We start from the raw sequence: 18,943 nt of genomic DNA, 5'->3' as shown, positions 1-18,943 counted from the left end.
CCGACCACTACACCACTGCTCAGAGGTGGACGACCGGGCAGGTCAGCGTCCGCGTGATGCCCTCCACGTTCTGCACCTTCGCCACCACGAGCTGCCCCAGCTGGTCGACGTTGTCGGCGGCGGCGCGGACGATCACGTCGTACGGTCCGGTGACATCCTCCGAGCTGGTCACTCCCGGGATGCTGGAGATCTCGGCAGCCACCGCGGCCGCCTTGCCGACCTCGGTCTGGATGAGGATGTATGCGTGGACCACGGCGCGCCCTTTCGTCGGGATCTTGTTCGTCAAGGTAGGAACGTCATCAGCAACGTATCGCCAGCTCACGGAAAAACATAGGGCATCCGACTATCGGTGATCGATCTTTGTCCCGGTAGAGAAAGCAGAGGTGACCGGTGTCACCGAACGACGGAACGGTCGCCGAGACCGGCGAGTTCGCGCTCATCCGAGCCGTCACCGAAGGACGGCGCCAGCCCCCGGGCACCCTGCTCGGCCCGGGGGACGACGCCGCCGTCGTCGCGGCCCCGGACGGCCGCGTGGTCGCCAGCACCGACGTGCTCGTCCAGGGCGTCCACTTCCGCCTGGACTGGTCCACGCCCGAGCACGTCGGGCGCAAGGCCGTCGCGGTCAACCTCGCCGACATCGCCGCCATGGGCGCCACCCCGACCACCGTCCTGGTCGGGCTCGCCTGCCCGCCCGAGACACCCAGCGACGTCGTGAAGGGGCTCACCGACGGCATGTGGGCCGAAGCCGAACGCGCCGGGGTCGGCGTCTCCGGCGGCGACATGGTCCGCGCCGACCAGCTCGTGATCAGTGTCACGGCGCTGGGCGACCTCGGCGACCGCGAGCCGGTGACGCGCTCGGGCGCCCGGCCCGGCGACGTCGTCGCGGTGAACGGGCGGCTCGGCTGGGCCGCGGCCGGCCTGGCCGTGCTCGGCCGCGGCTTCCGGTCGCCGGTCGGCGTGGTCAACGCCCAGCGCTGCCCGGAACCGCCCTACGAAGCCGGGCCGCGCGCCGCGCTGGCCGGGGCCACCGCGATGATCGACGTCTCCGACGGCCTGCTCGCCGACCTGGGCCACATCGGCGAGGCCTCCGGCGTCGGCATCGACGTCCGCACCGCCGACCTCGACGTGCCCGCCCGGCTCACCGAGGTCGGCGCCGCCCTCGGCGCGGATCCGCTGGACTGGGTCCTCACCGGCGGCGAGGACCACGCACTGGCGGCCACGTTCCCGCCGTTCACCGAGCTGCCGGACGGCTGGCACACCATCGGCGTCGTCACCATGGCCGGCTCCGGGATCACCGTCGACGGGAAACCGTTTTCCCGAGAAGGCGGATGGACGCACTGGCGCTGATCTAGGCTCCGGAAGCGTGAGAATCGTTCCGGTCCCCTACGACCACCCCGACGCGGCCAAGCTCATGGCCGCGGTGCAGCAGGTGTACATCGAGCGCTACGGCAGCGAGGACGCCACCCCGATGAGCCCCGCGGACTTCGATCCGCCGCAGGGCGTGTTCCTCGTCGGCTACCAGGGCGAGGAGGCGGTCGCCTGCGGCGCGTGGCGCGCCCACGACGGCCCCGAGCCCGACTTCCAGGACGGCGACGCCGAGTTCAAGCGCATGTACGTCGCCGATTCCGCCCGCGGCCGCGGGTTCGCGCGGATGATCCTGTCCGAGCTGGAGCGCACGGCGGCGCTGTGCGGCCGCAAGCGCGCGGTCCTGGAGACCGGGACCAAGCAGCCGGAGGCGATCGCGCTCTACACGTCGTCGGGCTACGCCGAGATCCCGCACTTCGGCGTCTACAAGAACGAGCCGGAAAGCCGCTGCTTCGGCAAGGACCTCACCTCGGCGTGAGCTTCAGCAGGGCCGCCGCGTGGGGCCGCAGGGACGCGGAAACGGACCCGATGGCAGTGCCCGTTACTCGGTGGGCCCAGAGGTCGCGGACCTGCCACGAGCCCGGGATCGACGCGGAGACGGTCGCGGTGGTGCTGCCGGTGTTCAGCAGCACCACCGCGAAACCGCCGCCGGACAACGGTTTTCCCCATACCTGCCAGCCGGGGCCGGCATCGAGCTGCCGCCCCTGGCTGCCCGCGAAGTCCTGGTCGACGGCGATCGCCTCGGCGTTGCCGAGCGTCGCGAGGTCGGCGTCGCCGAGCTTCGCCGGGTCGGTGCCGGCGAACAGCGGCGCGTTGAGCACGGCCCAGACGCTGAAGTGCGCGCGCGACTCGTCGGCGGTCAGCGTGCCGTTGCCGACCTGCAGCATGTCCGGGTCGTTCCAGCCGCCGGGCGAGCCGCTGTGGGCGGCGACGCCGGCCTGCCGGTCGATCGTCGCCAGCACGGAATCCCAGGTCGGGACCAGGTCGTAGGTGGTGCGCCAGAGGTTCGCCACCGGCCGCGCCCACGTCCACGGGCTGGAGACGCCGTACTCGGAGATCGCGTAGACGATCGGGCGGGGCAACGCGGCGAGTTCGTCGCGCATCTTCTCGAAGGCGGCCTTCCGGTCGAGGCCGTCGACGGTGTCGGCGTTGCACCAGTCGTACTTGAGGTAGTCCACGCCCCAGCGGTCGAACGTCTCGGCGTCCTGGCGTTCGTGCCCGAGCGAGCCGATGCCGGACGCCGGGTAGGCGTCGTTCGCCATGGCGCAGGTCCGGCTGCCGGGCACGGCGTAGATGCCGAACAGCAGGCCGCGGGAGTGCACGTAGTCGGCCAGGTCGGCGATGCCGTGCGGGAACCGCTGCGGGTCCGGTTGCAGGGAGCCGTCGGCGGCCCGGGTGGGTGCCTGCCAGCAGTCGTCGACGACGACGTACTTGTAACCCGCGTCACGCAGGCCGGTGTCGGCGAGCGCGTCGGCGGCCCGCTTCACGACGTCCTCGGTCAGGTCGTAGCAGCGGACCTGGTTCCAGCTGTTCCAACCCATCGGCGGGGTGCCGGCCAGGCCGTTCGCCAGCGCCGGCGTGGCGACGGGCAGGCTGAGCAGCCACGTCAGCACGACGAGGACGAGCAGGAGCGGGCTGGTTTTCGGTGTGGCGGCGATGGCGTGATCCAATCGCACGGGAAGTGAAACCGCAGTCACCCGGAGGCGGCATGGCCATCTACGCGCTCGGTGATCTCGAACCGACGATCCACCCCGACGCCTACGTCCACCCGGACGCGACGGTGATCGGCGACGTCCGGATCGGCGCGCACGCGTCGGTGTGGCCGCAAACCGTGCTGCGCGGCGACCACGGCTACATCGAGATCGGCGAACGGTCGAACGTCCAGGACGGCTGCGTCCTGCACTGCACCGAGCGGCACCCGACGATCCTCGGGCCGTCGTCGGCGATCGGGCACGCGGTGCACGTCGAGGGCGCGACGATCGGCACCGGCTGCCTGATCGCGTCCGGCTCGGTGGTGCTCAACGGCTCGGTGATCGAGGACGGCGGCATGGTCGGTGCCGGCGCGGTGCTCTCCTACGGCGCGTACGTCAAGACCGGCGAGATCGCGCTGGGCGTGCCCGCGAAGACCCGGGAGAACAAGTCGTTCAGCGCGGACAACATCGCGTTGGTCGTCGATTCGTACGTGCGGCGGGCGCGGCGGTTCCGGGCCGAGCTGAGGCGGCTCGACCCGCTCGGGTGACGCCGGCCACGCCCGGTAGGCTTGCGCGCCGTGACCGCACGACCGCTGCAGGACATCGTCGAGGCAGGCTGGGCGAAAGCCCTCGAACCGGTGGCGCCGCAGGTCGCCGCGATGGGGGAGTTCCTCCGCGCGGAGATCGCCGCGGGCCGCACCTACCTGCCGGCGGGCGAGCACGTGCTGCGCGCGTTCAAGCAGCCGTTCCACGACGTCCGCGTGCTGATCGTCGGCCAGGACCCGTACCCGACGCCGGGGCACGCGGTCGGCCTGAGCTTTTCGGTGGCGCCCGACGTCCGGCCGATCCCGAAGAGCCTGATCAACATCTACAAGGAGTACGTCGACGACCTCGGCCACCCGCTGCCGTCCAACGGCGACCTGACGCCGTGGGCCGAGCAGGGCGTGCTGCTGCTCAACAGGTCGCTGACCGTGCAGCCCGGCAAGTCGAACTCGCACCAGGGCAAGGGCTGGGAAGCGGTCACCGAGCAGGCGATCAAGGCCCTCGCCGCCCGGCCGGAGCCGATGGTGGCGATCCTGTGGGGCCGCAACGCCCGCAACCTGCGTCCGATGCTGGGTGACGTCCCGTGCATCGAATCCGCGCACCCGAGCCCGCTCTCGGCGCACAACGGCTTCTTCGGATCACGCCCGTTCAGCCGGGCCAACCAGCTCCTGGAGCAGCAGGGCGCGGCGCCGGTCGATTGGAAACTTCCCTGAGGATCGGTGTCCGGATCGGCGTGACGGCTCCGACCAAGGGGTGAACGAACCCTTTCCCGGAGGAAACCATGAACGTCATCTCGGCCGACGGCTCGACCATCTTCTTCGAGCAGCGCGGCGACGGCCCGCCGGTGATCCTGGTCGGCGGCGCCTTCAACGACCGGACGACCACGGTGGGCCTGGCGGAGGTCCTGGCCGGCGACTTCACGGTGGTCAACTACGACCGCCGCGGCCGCGGTGACTCCGGCGACTCGGCCGAGTACGCGGTGGAGCGGGAGATCGAGGACCTCGCGGCGCTGATCGCGCACCTGGGCGGCACGGCGTCGGTGTTCGGGCACTCGTCGGGCGCGATCCTGGCCCTGGAGGCGGCCGCGGCGGGCATCGGCATCGAGAAGGTGGTGGCGTACGAGCCGCCTTACGCGACTGACGAGCACCCCCGGGCCGACGTGGTGGACGAGGTGCGTGCCCAGCTGGCGGCGGGGGACCGGGACGCCGCGGTGGCGACGTTCCTGCAGGTCGCGGGCACTCCGGCGGAGATGATCGAGGGGATGAAGCAGGCCCCGGTGTGGGGCTGGTTCACGGCGTTGGCGCACACGCTGCCGTACGACCTGACGATCTGCGGCCCGGACGCCCGGCCCCGTGACTCCCTGGCCCGCATCGGGATCCCCACGCTGGTGATCGGCGGCGGCGCGAGCGACGACGCACTCCGGTCAGGCGCCCGCGCGGCGGCCGCGGCGGTGCCCGGTGCCCGTCACGAAACGCTCGAAGGGCAGGACCACGGAGTCCTCCAGTACCCGGAGACCCTCAAAGACCTGCTGACCGATTTCCTGAAGTAAGCATGAAAATGGCGGGTGCTCCGAGGAGCACCCGCCATCCCAAACTTCGCTTCAGCGTCAGCCGCGAACGACCTTGCCCGCCTTGATGCACGAGGTGCACACGTTCAGGCGCTTGCGCTGGGACACACCCACCTTGGCGTGGACGGTCTGGATGTTCGGGTTCCACCGGCGGTTGGTACGGCGGTGGGAGTGCGAGACCGCCTTGCCGAAGCCCGGTCCCTTGCCACAGACGTCGCACACGGCAGCCACGTCGAACTCCTTTGGATCTGGGTCATAGAAATGAGCCCAGATGCACTGGGCAACTCGACCATAGTAACTACTGCGATCGAGGCCCCCGGCACCGGGTCGATACGCTGCCCGGGGACCGGGTAGGAGGTTACGGGGTGCGGGTGCTGGACGCGGCGGCGGTGTCGGCCTGGGCTGCGGGTTGTGTGCGCAGCCTGGCGAGCCTGCGGCCGGCCATCGACGAGATCAACGTCTACCCCGTGGCCGATTCCGACACCGGCTCCAACATGCTCTTCACCATGACCGGCGCGGCCCGGGAGCTCTCCGGAGCGAGCCCGGAATCCGCCGCCGAGGCGCTGAAGATCCTCGCGCGCGGCGCGGTCGCCTCCGCGAAGGGCAACTCCGGCGTGATCCTCTCCCAGGTCGTCCGCGGCCTGGCCGACCGCGCCGAAGGCGACCTGGACGGCCCGTGGCTGGCCGGAGCACTGGGCCACGCCGACGAGGTCGCCACCGGCGCCGTCAGCCGCCCGGTCGCCGGGACCATCCTCACCGTGCTGCACTCAGTCGCCCTCGCCGTCCGCGGGGAGACGAGCCCCCTGGGCGAAGTCGCGGCCAAAGCCGCGAAAGAAGCCGCGCACGCCCTCGAGAAGACGCCTGAGCAGCTGCCCGCGCTGGCCAGGGCCGGGGTCGTCGACGCCGGCGCGCGCGGTCTCGTCGCCGTGCTCGACGCGCTGGTCGGCGTGCTCACCGGCGCCCCCGTCGAGCAGGACCACGCCCTCGAGGTCCACGCGCACGCCCACGACGAGGCCTACGGCTGGGAGGTCATGTACCTCCTCGACGGCGTCGAGGAAGCGAGCCTGCCCACCCTGCGCAAGGAGCTCAGCGGCCTCGGCGACAGCGTCACGGTGGCCGGCGACGGCTCGGGCAGCCACGCCGTGCACGTCCACTGCGCCGACATCGGCGCCGCCATCGAGGCCGGCCTCGCGCTCGGCCGCCCGCGCAAGATCCGGGTCGAGCCGCTGCTGACGCCGACGCCGATCGAGCCGGGCGGCGGGATCGACCGCACGGTCGTCGCCGTCGTCCACGGCGGGGCGCTGGCCGAGCTGCTGCGCGCCGAAAGCATCCCGGTGCTGGCCGTGCCCGAGGGCGGGACACCGAGCGTCGAGGACATGATCGGCCTGCTCAACGAGGCCGCCGGGCAGCAGGTGACCGTGCTCCCGGGCAGCGTCGCGCTCACCGCCGCCGCCGACACCGCGGCCGGGCACGCGATGGCCGCGGACCGGGACGTCGTGGTCATCCCGTGCGCCTCGCCGGTGCAGGTGCTGGCCGCCCTCGCCGTGCACGACGCCGGCCGCCGCACCAACGACGACGTCGTCGCGATGGCCGAAGCGGCCGCCGCCACCAGGCGTGGCGAACTGCGGATCGCGCAGGAGGAGTCGCTAACCTGGGTGGGCCGGGCCCAGTCCGGTGACGTGGTCGGCCTGGTCGACGACGAGGTGGTGCTGATCGAGCCCGCGCCCGCGTCCGAGACGAACCTGGTCGCGGCCGCGATGAAGGTGCTGAACCGGATGCTGGCCCTCGGTGGCGAGCTGGTGACGGTGCTGAGCGGGGCGGCGGCCCCGCCGGGGGTCGCCGAGGAGCTCGCGGAGCAGCTGCGGGTGGAGCACCCGGAGGTGGAGCTGACCAGCTACGCCAGCGGCCAGGCGGACGCCGTGCTGCTGATGGGAGTCGAATAGCGGATGGCCGGACTGCGCGACAAGCTGCCGTTGCTGCTGGGCGCCAAAACGGCGAAGGCGCTCGCCACGTCGTTGGACATCGAAACGGTCAGCGACCTGCTGCGCCACTACCCGCGCCGCTACGCCGAGCGCGGCGAGCTCACCGACATCCACGGCCTCGAGCTGGGCGAGCACGCCACCGTGCTGGCGCGCATCGAAAAGGTGAGCAAGCGGCGGATGAAGGCACGCAACGGGACCATCCTCGACATGGTCATCACCGACGGAAAACGGCGGCTGACCTGCGCGTTCTTCAACCAGGCCTGGCGGGAGAAGGACCTCGTCCCCGGCAAGACCGGCCTGTTCGCCGGCAAGGTGTCCGCCTTCCGCGACACGCTGCAGCTGACCAACCCGGAGTACGAGCTGTTCGACGCCGAGAACGAAGCCGAGGCGATGGACAACTTCCTCGCCGCGATCATCCCGGTGTACCCGGCGGCGCAGGGCATGCCGACCTGGTCGATCGCCAAGTGCGTGCGCCAGGTCCTCGACGTCCTCGAGGTCGACGAGGACCCGATGCCCGCCGAGCTGCGGCGCCTGCACAAGCTGGCCGACCTCGACAACGCGTTGCGCGGCATCCACCGCCCGGAGAACTGGGCGCACCTGGAAGCGTCGAAGAAGCGGCTCAAGTGGGACGAAGCCATGGCCGTCCAGCTGATCTTCGCGCAGCGGCGGCACTCGGCCATCTCGCGGCCGGCGAAGGCGAACCCGCACGTCAGCGGCGGTCTGCTGGACGCCTTCGACAAGCGGCTGCCCTTCGACCTGACGGCGGGCCAGCGGGGCATCGGCGACGAGATCGCCGCGGATCTGGCCTCCGAGCACCCCATGAACCGGCTGCTGCAGGGTGAGGTCGGCTCGGGCAAGACCGTCGTCGCGCTGCGGGCGATGCTGCAGGTCGTCGACAACGGGCGGCAGGCCGCGATGCTGGCGCCGACCGAGGTGCTCGCCGCGCAGCACGCGCGGTCGCTGCGGGAAATGCTCGGTGACCTCGGCCAGGCGGGCGAGCTGGGCGCGGCGGAGACCGCGACGAAGGTCACGCTGCTCACCGGGTCGATGGGCGCGAAGGAGCGCAAGAAGGCGCTGCTGGAGATCGTCAGCGGCGAGGCCGGCATCGTCGTCGGCACGCACGCGCTGATCCAGGACCACGTCGAGTTCGCCGACCTCGGCCTCGCCGTCGTCGACGAGCAGCACCGCTTCGGCGTCGAGCAGCGGGACGCGCTGCGCACCCGCGGTGCCGGCGACACCAGCCCGCACGTGCTCGTCATGACCGCGACACCGATCCCGCGCACGGTCGCCATGACCGTGTACGGCGACCTGGAGGTCTCCGCGCTGCGCGAGATGCCGGTCGGGCGGTCGCCGATCGCCACCACCGTCGTGCCGGTCGCCGAGAAGCCGGCCTGGTTCGAGCGGATCTGGCAGCGGGTGCGCGAGGAGGTCGGCAAGGGGCACCAGGCGTATGTCGTGTGCCCGCGGATCGGCGACGAGCCGCCGTCGGACAAGAGCGACAAGCGGCCGCCGCTCGCGGTCCTCGAAGTGGCCCCCGAGCTGGAGCACGGCCCGCTGCAAGGCCTGAAGATCGGCGTGCTGCACGGCCGGATGCCGCCCGACGACAAGGACGCCGTGATGCGCGCGTTCTCGGCGGCCCAGCTGGACGTCCTGGTCGCGACCACGGTGATCGAGGTCGGCGTGAACGTGCCGAACGCGACCGCGATGGTGATCATGGACGCCGACCGGTTCGGCGTCAGCCAGCTGCACCAGCTGCGCGGCCGCGTCGGCCGGGGCAGCGTGCCGGGGCTGTGCCTGCTGGTCACCGAGACCCTCGACGGCACGGCGACCCGGGAGCGGCTGGCGGCGGTCGAGTCCACGACGGACGGCTTCGAGCTGTCGCGCCTGGACCTCGAACTGCGCCGCGAAGGCGACATCCTCGGCGCCGCGCAGTCGGGCAAGCGGTCCACGCTGAAGCTGCTTTCGCTGCTGCGGGACGAGGACGTGATCGCCGCCTCCCGGGCGTTGGCGCAGGAGCTCGTCACGCAGGACCCGGAGCTGACGAAGTACCGCGGCCTGGCGCAGATGGTCGCGGACGTCGTCGACGTCGAGCGCGCCGAGTACCTGGAGAAGAGCTGATCCGCCCGGCCACGGCCGCCGACGCCGAGGCGATCGGCGAGGTCCACGTGCGGTCGTGGCAGGCGGCTTACGAAGGCCTGATCCCGGCTGATTTCCTCGCGCGGCTCTCGGCTTCCTCGCGCGCGGCGGCGTGGGCCCGGCGCATCGGCGACGGTTCCGGGCAGGTGCTGGTCGCCGAGGAGGACGGCGTCGTCGCGGGCTTCGCCGCCTTCGGGCCTTCGCAGCTGTACGCGCTGTACTTGCTGCCGGAGTTCTGGGGATGCGGCGTCGGCCGGGCGCTGCACGACCGGGTCGTCGCGGAGATGTCCGGCGAGAGCGCCGTGCTGTGGGTGCTCGCGACGAACGAGCGCGCGAAGGCGTTCTACGTGCGGCAGGGCTGGGTGGACGACGACGCCCGCCAGACGGAGACGATCGACGAGGGGCGCGTCACGCTGGAGGAGATGCGGTACCGCCGCCGGCTGCCGTGAACACGCCGGCCTTCGCGGCGGCCGCGGCGGCTTTCGCGGCGATGTCGGCGTCCGCCGGCGTCACGCCCTCCCGGGAGACGAACAGCCGGTAGAAGATCGGCCCGCAGGCCACCCGGACCACCTCGACGGCGTCGGTGCCGGGCGGGACCTCGCCGCGCTCGACGGCGCGGTGCACGGCGGCGGCCGAGCGCGCGTGGCGGTCGACGTAGAACTCCTGCAGCGCGTCGGCGGCGCGCGCGGAGAGGAACGCGGCCGAGATCGACGCCGTCGGGAGCTCGCGCTCGCCCGGCGTGGTGAAGTAGCGCACCAGCTCGAGGTTGATCCCGCGCAGGTCGCCCTCCAGGGAACCGGTGTCCGGGGCGGCCCACTCCTGCTCGGTGCCCATCTGCAGGGCCGCCGCGACCAGGCCCTCGGCCGACTCCCAGCGGCGGTAGAGCGTCGTCTTGTGCACGCCGGAGCGTTCGGCGACCGCCTCGACGGTCAGCTCCGCGTACCCGCGTTCCCCGAGCAGCTCCAGGGTGGCGTTCAGGGCGGCCAGGCGGGTCCGCTCGGTGCGCCCGCCCGGCCGCTTGGTCCCGGAAATCTCGGTTGCCAACTGCTACTCCTGTTGCGTTAGTGTCCCCAGTATGACAGGAACCGTCGACGTTGCCGAGATCGCCGAGCTGATCGGCGACGCCGAAGTCGTCGCCATCGGCGAGAACAACCATCACATCCGCGAGTTCGGCGCGCTGCGCGACCGCCTCCTGCGCCACCTCGTCACCGAACGCGGGTTCACCGTGCTCGGGTTCGAAGGCGGCTTCCCGGAGGGGCACCTGGTCGACGCGTGGCTGCAGGGCGGTCCGGGCGAAGTCGCCGACATCGCGCGGGACGGCTTCACCTTCGGCCTCGGCGACTCGGCCGAGGTGCACGAGATGCTGACCTGGCTGCGCGGCCGCGGCGTCCGGTTCTTCGGGCTCGACGTACCGAGTTCGGCGGGTTCGCCGGTGCCGTCGCTGCGGGCGCTGCGCGCGGAGGTGCTGCGCGTGGATCCGGCCAACGTGTCCCTCGTGGACGCTGCGCTCGCCGCGTGCGAGCCGTACGCGTCGGTGAGCAGCGCGGTCGCGCCGGGGCGGTACGCGGCGATGAGTGGCGAAGCGCGGGATGCCGCGACGACGGCGTTGGCCGTCCTCAAGGGACACATGGAGTCCCTCGGCTACGGCGACGTCGCCGCGCACCACGCGGAGGGCGCGCTGCGCGTCGACCTGTACCTGCGGGAGCTGGACGCGCTGACGGCGGGCCGCGCGCCCGAGCCGCAGAGCTCGTCGCGGGACACCTACATGGCGGCCACCGTCCGGCTGCTGCGGCGGCTGCACCCGGGCGAGAAGATCGTGCTGATGCTCCACAACGGACACCTCCAGCGCGTCCCGTTCTCGCCGATGCCGGGCATGACGGCGCCGTCGGCGGGCACGCACCTGGCGGCCGAGCTGGGCGATCGCTACTTCGCGCTCGCCTTGACCGCCGTCTCCGGGACGACCACCGGGCTGGCGCCCAACCCGGCTTTCCCGCTGGGGTTCCGGATGTTCGAGCAGGCCCTCGGCGAACCGGATTCCGGGAGTGTCGAGGCGGTGCTGGCTTCGCGGGCCCCGTGCGTGGTCGCGCACCCAGCGGCGTCGGGCATCCGGCACGCGCACATGACCCCCGCGGTGGACGTCGCGGCCGCCTGGGACGCCGTCGTCTGCCTCGAAAAGCAGGAAACGATTTTCGCCGGTGGCGCCGAACAGGTGTGCCCGTTCGGCTGATTGCCGCAGTGCGTGCGATGGGCGTTTCCTACCGGTATGGCCGGGCGGAGGCGGGCGCTGATCGTCGCCAACGGCGAGTACGACAACGCGGGGCTGCAGCGGCTGGGCTCGCCCGCGGCGGACGCCGACGCCCTGGCCGGGGTGCTCGGCGACCGGGCGATCAGCGACTTCGAGGTCCGCGTCGTGCGGAACGAGACCGCGCACGTGGTGCAGGCGGAGATCGAGGACCTGTGCCTGGAGGGCAGGCCCGACGACGTCCTCCTGATGCACTTTTCATGCCACGGCTTGAAGGACGATTCGGGCGGGCTGTACTTCGCCGCCCGCAACACGCGGCCGGACCGCCTGCGGTCGACGGCGGTGCCCGCGGACTTCGTGCAGCAGTGCATCCGGCAGAGCCGTTCGCGCAGCATCGTCCTGCTGCTGGACTGTTGTTACGGAGGGGCGTTCGGCCAGGGGGTGGCGGTCCGGGCTTCGGGTGACGCGAACGTGCTCGACAGCTTCCGCGGCGGCCGCGGCCGGGCGGTGATCACGGCGTCGAACTCGATCGAGTACGCGTTCGAGGGCGCGACGCTGGCCGCCGGCGAGCCCGCCCAGCCGTCGGTGTTCACGTCGGCGCTGGTGGAGGGCTTGCGCACGGGCGAAGCCGACCGCGACGAGGACGGCTTGATCGCGCTGGGCGAGCTGTACGAGTACCTGTTCGACCGGGTCCGCGAGCGCAACCCGAAGCAGACACCGAGCCGCGACATCGAGATGCAGGGCGAGCTGTACCTGGCGAAGAGCAGGCGGCGCCGCATCAAGCCGTCCCCGGTGCCGCCCGACCTGGCGGCGGCGATCGGGGCGGAGAACCCGTTCACCCGCCTCGGCGCGGTCGCCGAGCTCCGGCGCCGGCTGTCGAGCTCGAGCCTGCCGGTGGCGATGGGGGCGTTCGAGGCGCTCCGGGCGATGGCATCGACGGACATCGAGCACGTGGCGGCGGCGGCTTCGGAAGCGCTGTCGTCCGCGGTGGTGCGGGTGGACGTCCCGGCGGTGCGCTTGTCGGCCGCAGCAGGGGCGCGGGCGTCCGCGGTGGTGCGGGTGCTGGGGCCGCCGGTGGCGCGGGAGGTGCGATTCGAGGCTTCGCACCCGTGGATCGGGGTGACGGAGGTCCCCGGCGGGGCAGAACTGTCGGCGACGGCGGGCGGAGCGGGGGTGCGGCGCGGGAAGGTGGTGGTGAGCGGGCCGACCGGGGATGTCGTGGTGGCGGTGGAGATCGAGGCACTGCCGGCGCAGGTCGAGCCGGCCCCGGCGGCGGTCGCGGTGGCCGAGCCGGACGTGGCGGCGGAGCGCGAGCCGGGCTCGCCGTCCGAGCCGGCGGTGCGGCAGCCCGAGCCGGAGCTCGCTGCCGGGGTGGGGCCGGTTGGTGCGGCCGAGGCGAAGTCGGCCGGGGTGGCCGGGCCGGTGCCCGCCGTGGAGCGGGAGCGTGAGCCGGGCTCGGCGCCCGAACCGGAGCCTGCCACGGAGGCGGTGCCTGCTGCGGGGGCGGGGCCGGTTGGTGCGGCCGAGGCGAAGTCGGCCGGGGTGGCCGGGCCAGTGCCCGCCGTGGAGCGGGAGCGTGAGCCGGGCTCGGCGCCCGAGCCGGAGCTCGCTGCCGGGGTGGGGCCGGTTGGTGCGGCCGAGGCGAAGCCGGCCGGAGTGGCCGGGCCGGTGCCCGCCGCGGAGCGGGAGCGCGAGCCGCGCTCGGCGCCTGAGCCGGAGCTCGCTGGAGCGCAGCCGGTGCCCGCGGGGCGAACCACCCAGCCCGGTGCCGCGGATCCCGTCGGCGGGTTCGCCGGGGTGGCCGCCATCGCCGGCTCGGTGTTCGCCGTGGTCGGGCTGCCGCTGAAGTACCGCTGGGACAGCTACACCCTCGCCGAATACCGCCCCGGCATGGAGTACTACGTCGGGCTCGTCGCCGCCTGCGCACTCCTCGCCGGGCTGCTGACCCTCGTGCCGCGAACGAGAGCGCGGACCGGACCCGCGCTGCTGGCCGGCGTGGGGCTGGGCGCCCTGTTCGGGCTGGCCCGGTTCGTCGGCGAGAGCATCACCCTGGCCGCGGCCACGGCCGCCGGGCCGGACACCGGGATCACCCTGGTCGGGTTCGACGGCAACGGGGCCACCAGGTCTTCGGGCACCGGGCTGAACGCCGGGTTCACCTTCGTCCTCCTCGCGCACATCGCGTGGGTGCTCGCCGGGGCCTGCGCGCTGGTGGCCCTGCGCCGCAACCCCGCCGTCGGGTTCCGCGCCGGGCCGGTGCGCGGGTGGGCGGCCTGGCTGGCGATCGGGCTCGGCGTGCTGCTCGGCGCCGGGTGGATCGCCCAGCTCGTGGAACTGTCCGCCTACGACGCCGACAGCGCCGGCCGCAACGCCGCCTACTACGTGTCCGGCGCGGTGCTGGCGGTCGCCGTTCCCGTCGTCGCCGTGGTGCTGCACCCGCGTCCGGTCGGCAGCGCGGTGCTCACGATGGGCATCGCCGGCCTCGCCGGGATTCTGGGGCCGACGTTCGCCGTGCTGGTGGATTACTCTTCCCTCACCTACGCGGGTCAGGTGATCGCCGTGTCGGCGCTCGTGCTGCTGGCGATCGACACCGCGGTCCTCAGCCTGCGGAATCAGCCGAACGGGCGACAGTCCTGAGTTGTCGTCCGGGCACCGCGGGGGTACCACGACGATCATGAAGATGCTTCTCACGGCCGCGGCGGTCGTCCTCGCCGGACCGGCGGCGGCCGGTGGAGTGCAGCCGGATCCGCCCAGCTGGGGGCTGGACCGGATCGACCAGCGGACCGGCCTCGACCACAGCTACCACTACGCGAGCGACGGGTCGGGCGTCACGATCTACGTGATCGACAGCGGCGTCGACGCGATGCACCCCGACTTCCAGGGCCGGGTCGCGCCGGGACGGGACTTCCTCAGCGGCGGCTCCGACACCACGGACACCAACGGCCACGGCACCCGCCTCGCCGGCATCGCCGCGGGCAAGGACTACGGCGTGGCGAAGGGCGCGCAGATCGTCCCGGTGCGGGTGCTCGACAAAGACGGCGGCGGCGCGACCGACCAGATCATCGCCGGGATCGACTGGGTGGCGCAGAACGCCCAGCAGCCGGCGGTCGCGCTCCTCGGCATCGGCGGCGTGCCGAACGACCAGCTCGACGCCGCGGTGAAGCGGCTGGCGACGGTGATGCCGATCGCGGTCCCGGCCGGCAGCGAGACGGCCGACGCGAGCGGCTACTCACCGGGCCGGGTGCCGGAGGCGCTGACCGTCGCGGCTTCCGACGCGCAGGACCGCCCGGACAAGACGTCGAACTCGGGCCAGGACGTCGACCTCTACGCCCCGGGCACGGACATCCCGTCCCCGATCGCGGGCGGAACGGGCGCGGGCCCGGAATCGGGCACGTCGATGGCGGCGGCGTTCGCGGCCGGGGTGGCGGCGCTGTACCGGGCCCAGCACCCCGAGGACACGCCGGCGCAGGTCGACGACGCCCTGGTGAAAGTCGCGACGCCGGATGTGCTGAAGGGGGTCCCGGACGGGACGGCCAACCGGTTGCTCTACGCGCCGTCTGGCGGGTGAGCCCGGACTCCGGAAAGCTGGCTCACCGGAGGTGCGCCATGCCCGGGTTCCCGCTCGATCCCCGCCGACCCTCGTTCGACCTGGCCGAGCTGGTCGGCCGGAAGGCCGAGGACGCCTCCGGACGCTGCGAGCGGGACGGCTTCCACGTGCAGGTCGTCGACCTCGACAAGACGATGGCCGTCACGTTGGAACACCGCCCGGACCGCATCCGGCTGTTCACGCGCCGAGGTGTCGTCGAGGACTGCCACCAAGGGTGACCACCGAACCCCCTGGTCCGCATGATGTCCATCACCCGGGACTCAACTCCCGCAGAGCGGGAAAAACCGGGTAACGTGCGTTGACTTACCGATCCAAGAGGGAAGGACCGGGCATGTTCCGCAAGGTTCTGGTGGCCAACCGCGGGGAGATCGCGATCCGGGCGTTCCGCGCCGGCTACGAACTGGGTGCCGGCACGGTTGCCGTGTTTCCGCACGAAGACCGCAACTCGCTGCACCGGCTGAAGGCCGATGAGGCGTACGAGATCGGCGAACCCGGTCACCCCGTGCGCGCCTACCTCTCGGTCGACGAGATCGTCGCCGCGGCGAAGAAGGCCGGGGCCGATGCCGTCTACCCCGGCTACGGCTTCCTCTCGGAGAACCCCGATCTCGCGCGCGCGTGCGAAGAAGCGGGCATCACCTTCGTCGGGCCGAGCGCCGAGATCCTCGAACTCACCGGGAACAAGGCCCGAGCGGTCAAGGCCGCGCGCGAGGCCGGCGTGCCCGTGCTCGGGTCGTCCGAACCCTCGCACGACGTCGACGCCCTGGTCGCCGCGGCCGACGAGCTCGGCTTCCCCGTCTTCGTCAAGGCCGTCGCCGGTGGTGGCGGGCGCGGCATGCGCCGGGTCGAGGACCCCGCCCTGCTGCGCGAGTCCATCGAGGCCGCCGCGCGGGAGGCCGAGTCCGCCTTCGGCGACCCCACCGTCTTCCTCGAGAAGGCCGTCGTCGAGCCGCGGCACATCGAGGTGCAGATCCTCGCCGACGGCCAAGGCAATGTCATCCACCTCTACGAGCGCGACTGCTCGGTGCAGCGGCGCCACCAGAAGGTCGTCGAACTCGCGCCGGCGCCGAACCTCGACCCCGAGCTGCGGGACCGCATCTGCGCGGACGCCGTCAAGTTCGCCCGCCAGATCGGCTACCGCAACGCCGGCACCGTCGAGTTCCTGCTCGACAAGCAGGGCAAGCACGTCTTCATCGAGATGAACCCGCGCATCCAGGTCGAGCACACGGTCACCGAAGAGGTCACCGACGTCGACCTGGTGCAGTCGCAGCTGCGGATCGCCTCCGGCGAGACCCTTGCCGACCTCGGTCTGAGCCAGGACAAGATCTACCTGCGCGGCGCCGCCCTGCAGTGCCGCATCACCACCGAAGACCCGGCCAACGGCTTCCGCCCGGACACCGGGATGATCTCCGCCTACCGCTCGCCGGGCGGCTCCGGCATCCGGCTCGACGGCGGCACCGCCTTCTCCGGCACCGAGATCAGCGCCCACTTCGACTCGCTGCTGGTGAAGCTCACCTGCCGCGGCCGCGACTTCAAGACCGCCGTCGGCCGCGCGCGCCGGGCCGTCGCCGAGTTCCGGATCCGCGGCGTCGCCACGAACATCCCGTTCCTGCAGGCCGTCCTCGACGACCCGGACTTCCGCGCCGGCCGCGTCACGACGTCGTTCATCGAGGAGCGCCCGCAGCTGCTCACCGCACGGCAGTCCGCCGACCGCGGCACCCGGCTGCTGACCTACCTCGCCGACCAGACGGTCAACAAGCCGCACGGCGAGCGCCCGAAGACCCCGGACGCCACGGTCAAGCTGCCGAAGCTCCCGAAGGACGCCGAGCCGGCGCCGGGCTCGAAGCAGAAGCTCGTCGAGCTGGGCCCGGCCGGGTTCGCGCGCTGGCTGCGGGAGTCGCCGCACATCGGCGTCACCGACACGACCTTCCGCGACGCGCACCAGTCGCTGCTCGCCACCCGCGTCCGGTCGAAGGATCTCCTCGCGGTGGCGCCGGTCGTCGCGAACACCCTGCCGCAGCTGCTGTCGCTGGAGTGCTGGGGCGGCGCGACCTACGACGTCGCGCTGCGGTTCCTCGCCGAGGACCCGTGGGAGCGGCTGGCCGCGCTGCGCGAAGCCGTGCCGAACATCTGCCTCCAGATGCTGCTGCGCGGCCGCAACACCGTCGGGTACACGCCGTACCCGACCGAGGTGACCACCGCCTTCGTCCAGGAGGCGACGAAGACCGGCATCGACATCTTCCGGATCTTCGACGCGCTCAACGACGTCGAGCAGATGCGCCCGGCCATCGAGGCCGTGCGCGAGACCGGGACCGCGGTCGCCGAGGTCGCCCTCTGCTACACCTCGGACCTCTCCGACCCGGGCGAGAAGCTCTACACGCTCGACTACTACCTCAAGCTGGCCGAGCAGATCGTCGGCGCCGGGGCGCACGTCCTGGCGATCAAGGACATGGCCGGGCTGCTGCGCGCGCCCGCGGCGACCAAGCTGGTCACCGCGCTGCGCAAGGAGTTCGACCTGCCGGTGCACATCCACACCCACGACACCGCGGGCGGCCAGCTGGCCACCTACCTCGCGGCGATCAACGCGGGCGCGGACGCCGTCGACGGCGCGGTCTCGTCGATGGCGGGCACGACGTCGCAGCCGTCGCTGTCCTCGATCGTGGCGGCCACCGACCACTCGGCCCGCACCACCGGGCTGGACCTGCGGGCGATCGGCGACCTGGAGCCGTACTGGGAGAGCGTGCGCAAGATCTACGCGCCCTTCGAGGCCGGGCTCGCGTCGCCGACCGGGCGCGTCTACGACCACGAGATCCCCGGCGGCCAGCTGTCGAACCTGCGCACGCAGGCCATCGCGCTGGGCCTGGGCGACCGGTTCGAGGACATCGAGGCGATGTACGCCGCCGCGGACAAGATCCTCGGTCACCTGGTGAAGGTGACGCCGTCGTCGAAGGTCGTCGGCGACCTCGCGCTGCACCTGGTCGGCGCGGGCGTGTCCCCGGCCGACTTCGAGGCGGAGCCGAACAGGTTCGACATCCCCGACTCGGTGATCGGCTTCCTGCGCGGCGAGCTCGGCGACCCGCCGGGCGGCTGGCCGGAGCCGTTCCGCACCAAGGCCCTGGAAGGCCGGGCCGCCGCGAAGCCGGTCGCCCAACTGTCCGAAGAGGACCGCACGGCCCTTGCGGAACACCCGCGGCGGACGCTCAACCGGCTGCTGTTCCCCGGCCCGACCAAGGAGTTCGAGGCGCACCGCGAGGCCTACGGCGACACGTCCGTGCTCCCCAGCAAGGACTTCTTCTACGGGCTGCGGCCGGGGGAGGAGTACGCGGTCGACCTCGAACCCGGTGTGCGGCTGCTCATCGAGCTGGAAGCGATCGGCGAGGCCGACGAGCGCGGCGTCCGCACGGTGATGTCGACGCTGAACGGCCAGCTCCGGCCGATCCAGATCCGCGACCGCTCGATCGCCTCGGACATCCCGGCGACGGAGAAGGCCGAGAAGGGCAACCCGAAGCAGGTCGCGGCGCCGTTCGCGGGCGTGGTGACGCTGCAGGTCGCCGAGGGCGACACGGTCGAAGCCGGAGCGACGGTCGCGACCATCGAGGCGATGAAGATGGAGGCCTCGATCACGGCGTCCACCGGCGGAACGGTGGGCCGGCTGGCGATCACGAGCGTGCAGCAGGTCGAAGGCGGTGACCTCCTGCTGGTCCTGGAGTAAGCCGTCGTGAGTGGTAATTCGGGTTAGAACCCGAATTACCACTCACGCGCGGCATCACCGCCATCGACGCGATGACCCCGATCGGCCGCGGCCAGCGCCAGCTG

The 18,943-nt window shown here is 72.3% G+C and carries 17 protein-coding genes; 13 read left to right on the top strand and 4 right to left on the bottom strand.

Features of this window, described 5'->3' with window-relative positions; genetic code table 11:
• Positions 1 to 19: 19 nt before the first annotated feature.
• Positions 20 to 253, bottom strand: coding sequence for an Lrp/AsnC family transcriptional regulator (locus ACWED2_RS31610; RefSeq protein ID WP_003091994.1), 234 nt, complete (start codon positions 251 to 253; stop codon positions 20 to 22).
• Between the two features lie 137 nt (positions 254 to 390).
• Between ACWED2_RS31610 and ACWED2_RS31605 the strand changes: the two genes are divergently transcribed.
• Positions 391 to 1,347, top strand: a complete 957-nt coding sequence (locus ACWED2_RS31605; RefSeq protein ID WP_449694158.1) for a thiamine-phosphate kinase — start codon at positions 391 to 393, stop codon at positions 1,345 to 1,347.
• Between the two features lie 16 nt (positions 1,348 to 1,363).
• On the top strand, positions 1,364 to 1,843 hold the full coding sequence (locus ACWED2_RS31600; protein ID WP_449694157.1) for a GNAT family N-acetyltransferase: 480 nt from the start codon (positions 1,364 to 1,366) through the stop codon (positions 1,841 to 1,843).
• Here ACWED2_RS31600 and ACWED2_RS31595 read toward each other — a convergent pair.
• Positions 1,830 to 3,041, bottom strand: a complete 1,212-nt coding sequence (locus ACWED2_RS31595) for a glycoside hydrolase family 27 protein (protein WP_449694156.1) — start codon at positions 3,039 to 3,041, stop codon at positions 1,830 to 1,832. The two genes, ACWED2_RS31600 and ACWED2_RS31595, sit on opposite strands and share 14 nt — an antisense overlap.
• Before the next feature lie 32 nt (positions 3,042 to 3,073).
• Between ACWED2_RS31595 and ACWED2_RS31590 the strand changes: the two genes are divergently transcribed.
• The 3 genes from ACWED2_RS31590 (at position 3,074) to ACWED2_RS31580 (ending at position 5,148) form a co-directional block, all read left to right on the top strand.
• Complete coding sequence (locus ACWED2_RS31590; protein ID WP_449694155.1) at positions 3,074 to 3,604, top strand: gamma carbonic anhydrase family protein; 531 nt, start codon at positions 3,074 to 3,076, stop codon at positions 3,602 to 3,604.
• A gap of 30 nt (positions 3,605 to 3,634) precedes the next feature.
• The gene (locus tag ACWED2_RS31585) at positions 3,635 to 4,312 is read left to right on the top strand and encodes a uracil-DNA glycosylase (RefSeq protein WP_449694154.1); all 678 of its coding nucleotides are present in this window, start codon (positions 3,635 to 3,637) and stop codon (positions 4,310 to 4,312) included.
• 68 nt (positions 4,313 to 4,380) lie between these two features.
• Positions 4,381 to 5,148: an alpha/beta fold hydrolase gene (locus ACWED2_RS31580; RefSeq protein WP_449694153.1), complete on the top strand. Its 768-nt coding sequence runs from the start codon at positions 4,381 to 4,383 to the stop codon at positions 5,146 to 5,148.
• A gap of 57 nt (positions 5,149 to 5,205) precedes the next feature.
• On the opposite strand, the gene rpmB is transcribed toward ACWED2_RS31580, so the two are convergent.
• Positions 5,206 to 5,397, bottom strand: a complete 192-nt coding sequence (gene rpmB / locus ACWED2_RS31575) for a 50S ribosomal protein L28 (protein WP_176172341.1) — start codon at positions 5,395 to 5,397, stop codon at positions 5,206 to 5,208.
• 134 nt (positions 5,398 to 5,531) lie between these two features.
• On the opposite strand from rpmB, the gene ACWED2_RS31570 reads away from it, so the two are divergent.
• From ACWED2_RS31570 to ACWED2_RS31560, 3 genes are read left to right on the top strand one after another with little or no spacing between them, the layout of a single operon-like run.
• A complete protein-coding gene (locus ACWED2_RS31570; protein ID WP_449694152.1) occupies positions 5,532 to 7,109 on the top strand; it encodes a DAK2 domain-containing protein in 1,578 nt (525 codons plus the stop codon).
• 3 nt (positions 7,110 to 7,112) lie between these two features.
• Positions 7,113 to 9,266, top strand: coding sequence for an ATP-dependent DNA helicase RecG (gene recG / locus ACWED2_RS31565; protein ID WP_449694151.1), 2,154 nt, complete (start codon positions 7,113 to 7,115; stop codon positions 9,264 to 9,266).
• A gap of 47 nt (positions 9,267 to 9,313) precedes the next feature.
• Entirely contained in the window at positions 9,314 to 9,733 is a 420-nt protein-coding gene (locus ACWED2_RS31560; protein ID WP_449694150.1) for an N-acetyltransferase family protein, read from the top strand.
• On the opposite strand, the gene ACWED2_RS31555 is transcribed toward ACWED2_RS31560, so the two are convergent.
• Positions 9,693 to 10,328, bottom strand: coding sequence for a TetR/AcrR family transcriptional regulator (locus tag ACWED2_RS31555; RefSeq protein ID WP_449694149.1), 636 nt, complete (start codon positions 10,326 to 10,328; stop codon positions 9,693 to 9,695). The two genes, ACWED2_RS31560 and ACWED2_RS31555, sit on opposite strands and share 41 nt — an antisense overlap.
• A 31-nt stretch (positions 10,329 to 10,359) precedes the next feature.
• Between ACWED2_RS31555 and ACWED2_RS31550 the strand changes: the two genes are divergently transcribed.
• The 5 genes from ACWED2_RS31550 to ACWED2_RS31530 all read left to right on the top strand — a co-directional run bounded on the left by ACWED2_RS31550 (position 10,360) and on the right by ACWED2_RS31530 (position 18,839).
• The gene (locus ACWED2_RS31550) at positions 10,360 to 11,511 is read left to right on the top strand and encodes an erythromycin esterase family protein (RefSeq protein ID WP_449694148.1); all 1,152 of its coding nucleotides are present in this window, start codon (positions 10,360 to 10,362) and stop codon (positions 11,509 to 11,511) included.
• Positions 11,512 to 11,547: 36 nt separating this feature from the next.
• On the top strand, positions 11,548 to 14,160 hold the full coding sequence (locus ACWED2_RS31545) for a caspase, EACC1-associated type (protein WP_449694147.1): 2,613 nt from the start codon (positions 11,548 to 11,550) through the stop codon (positions 14,158 to 14,160).
• Between the two features lie 37 nt (positions 14,161 to 14,197).
• The gene (locus ACWED2_RS31540) at positions 14,198 to 15,091 is read left to right on the top strand and encodes a S8 family peptidase (protein ID WP_449694146.1); all 894 of its coding nucleotides are present in this window, start codon (positions 14,198 to 14,200) and stop codon (positions 15,089 to 15,091) included.
• Positions 15,092 to 15,129: 38 nt separating this feature from the next.
• On the top strand, positions 15,130 to 15,348 hold the full coding sequence (locus ACWED2_RS31535; RefSeq protein WP_449694145.1) for a hypothetical protein: 219 nt from the start codon (positions 15,130 to 15,132) through the stop codon (positions 15,346 to 15,348).
• Positions 15,349 to 15,461: 113 nt separating this feature from the next.
• Positions 15,462 to 18,839, top strand: coding sequence for a pyruvate carboxylase (locus ACWED2_RS31530; protein ID WP_449694144.1), 3,378 nt, complete (start codon positions 15,462 to 15,464; stop codon positions 18,837 to 18,839).
• Positions 18,840 to 18,943: the final 104 nt, after the last annotated feature.

It is taken from the genome of Amycolatopsis sp. NPDC005003, from assembly GCF_053600695.1.
This window is presented reverse-complemented; position numbering and strand designations above follow the sequence as displayed.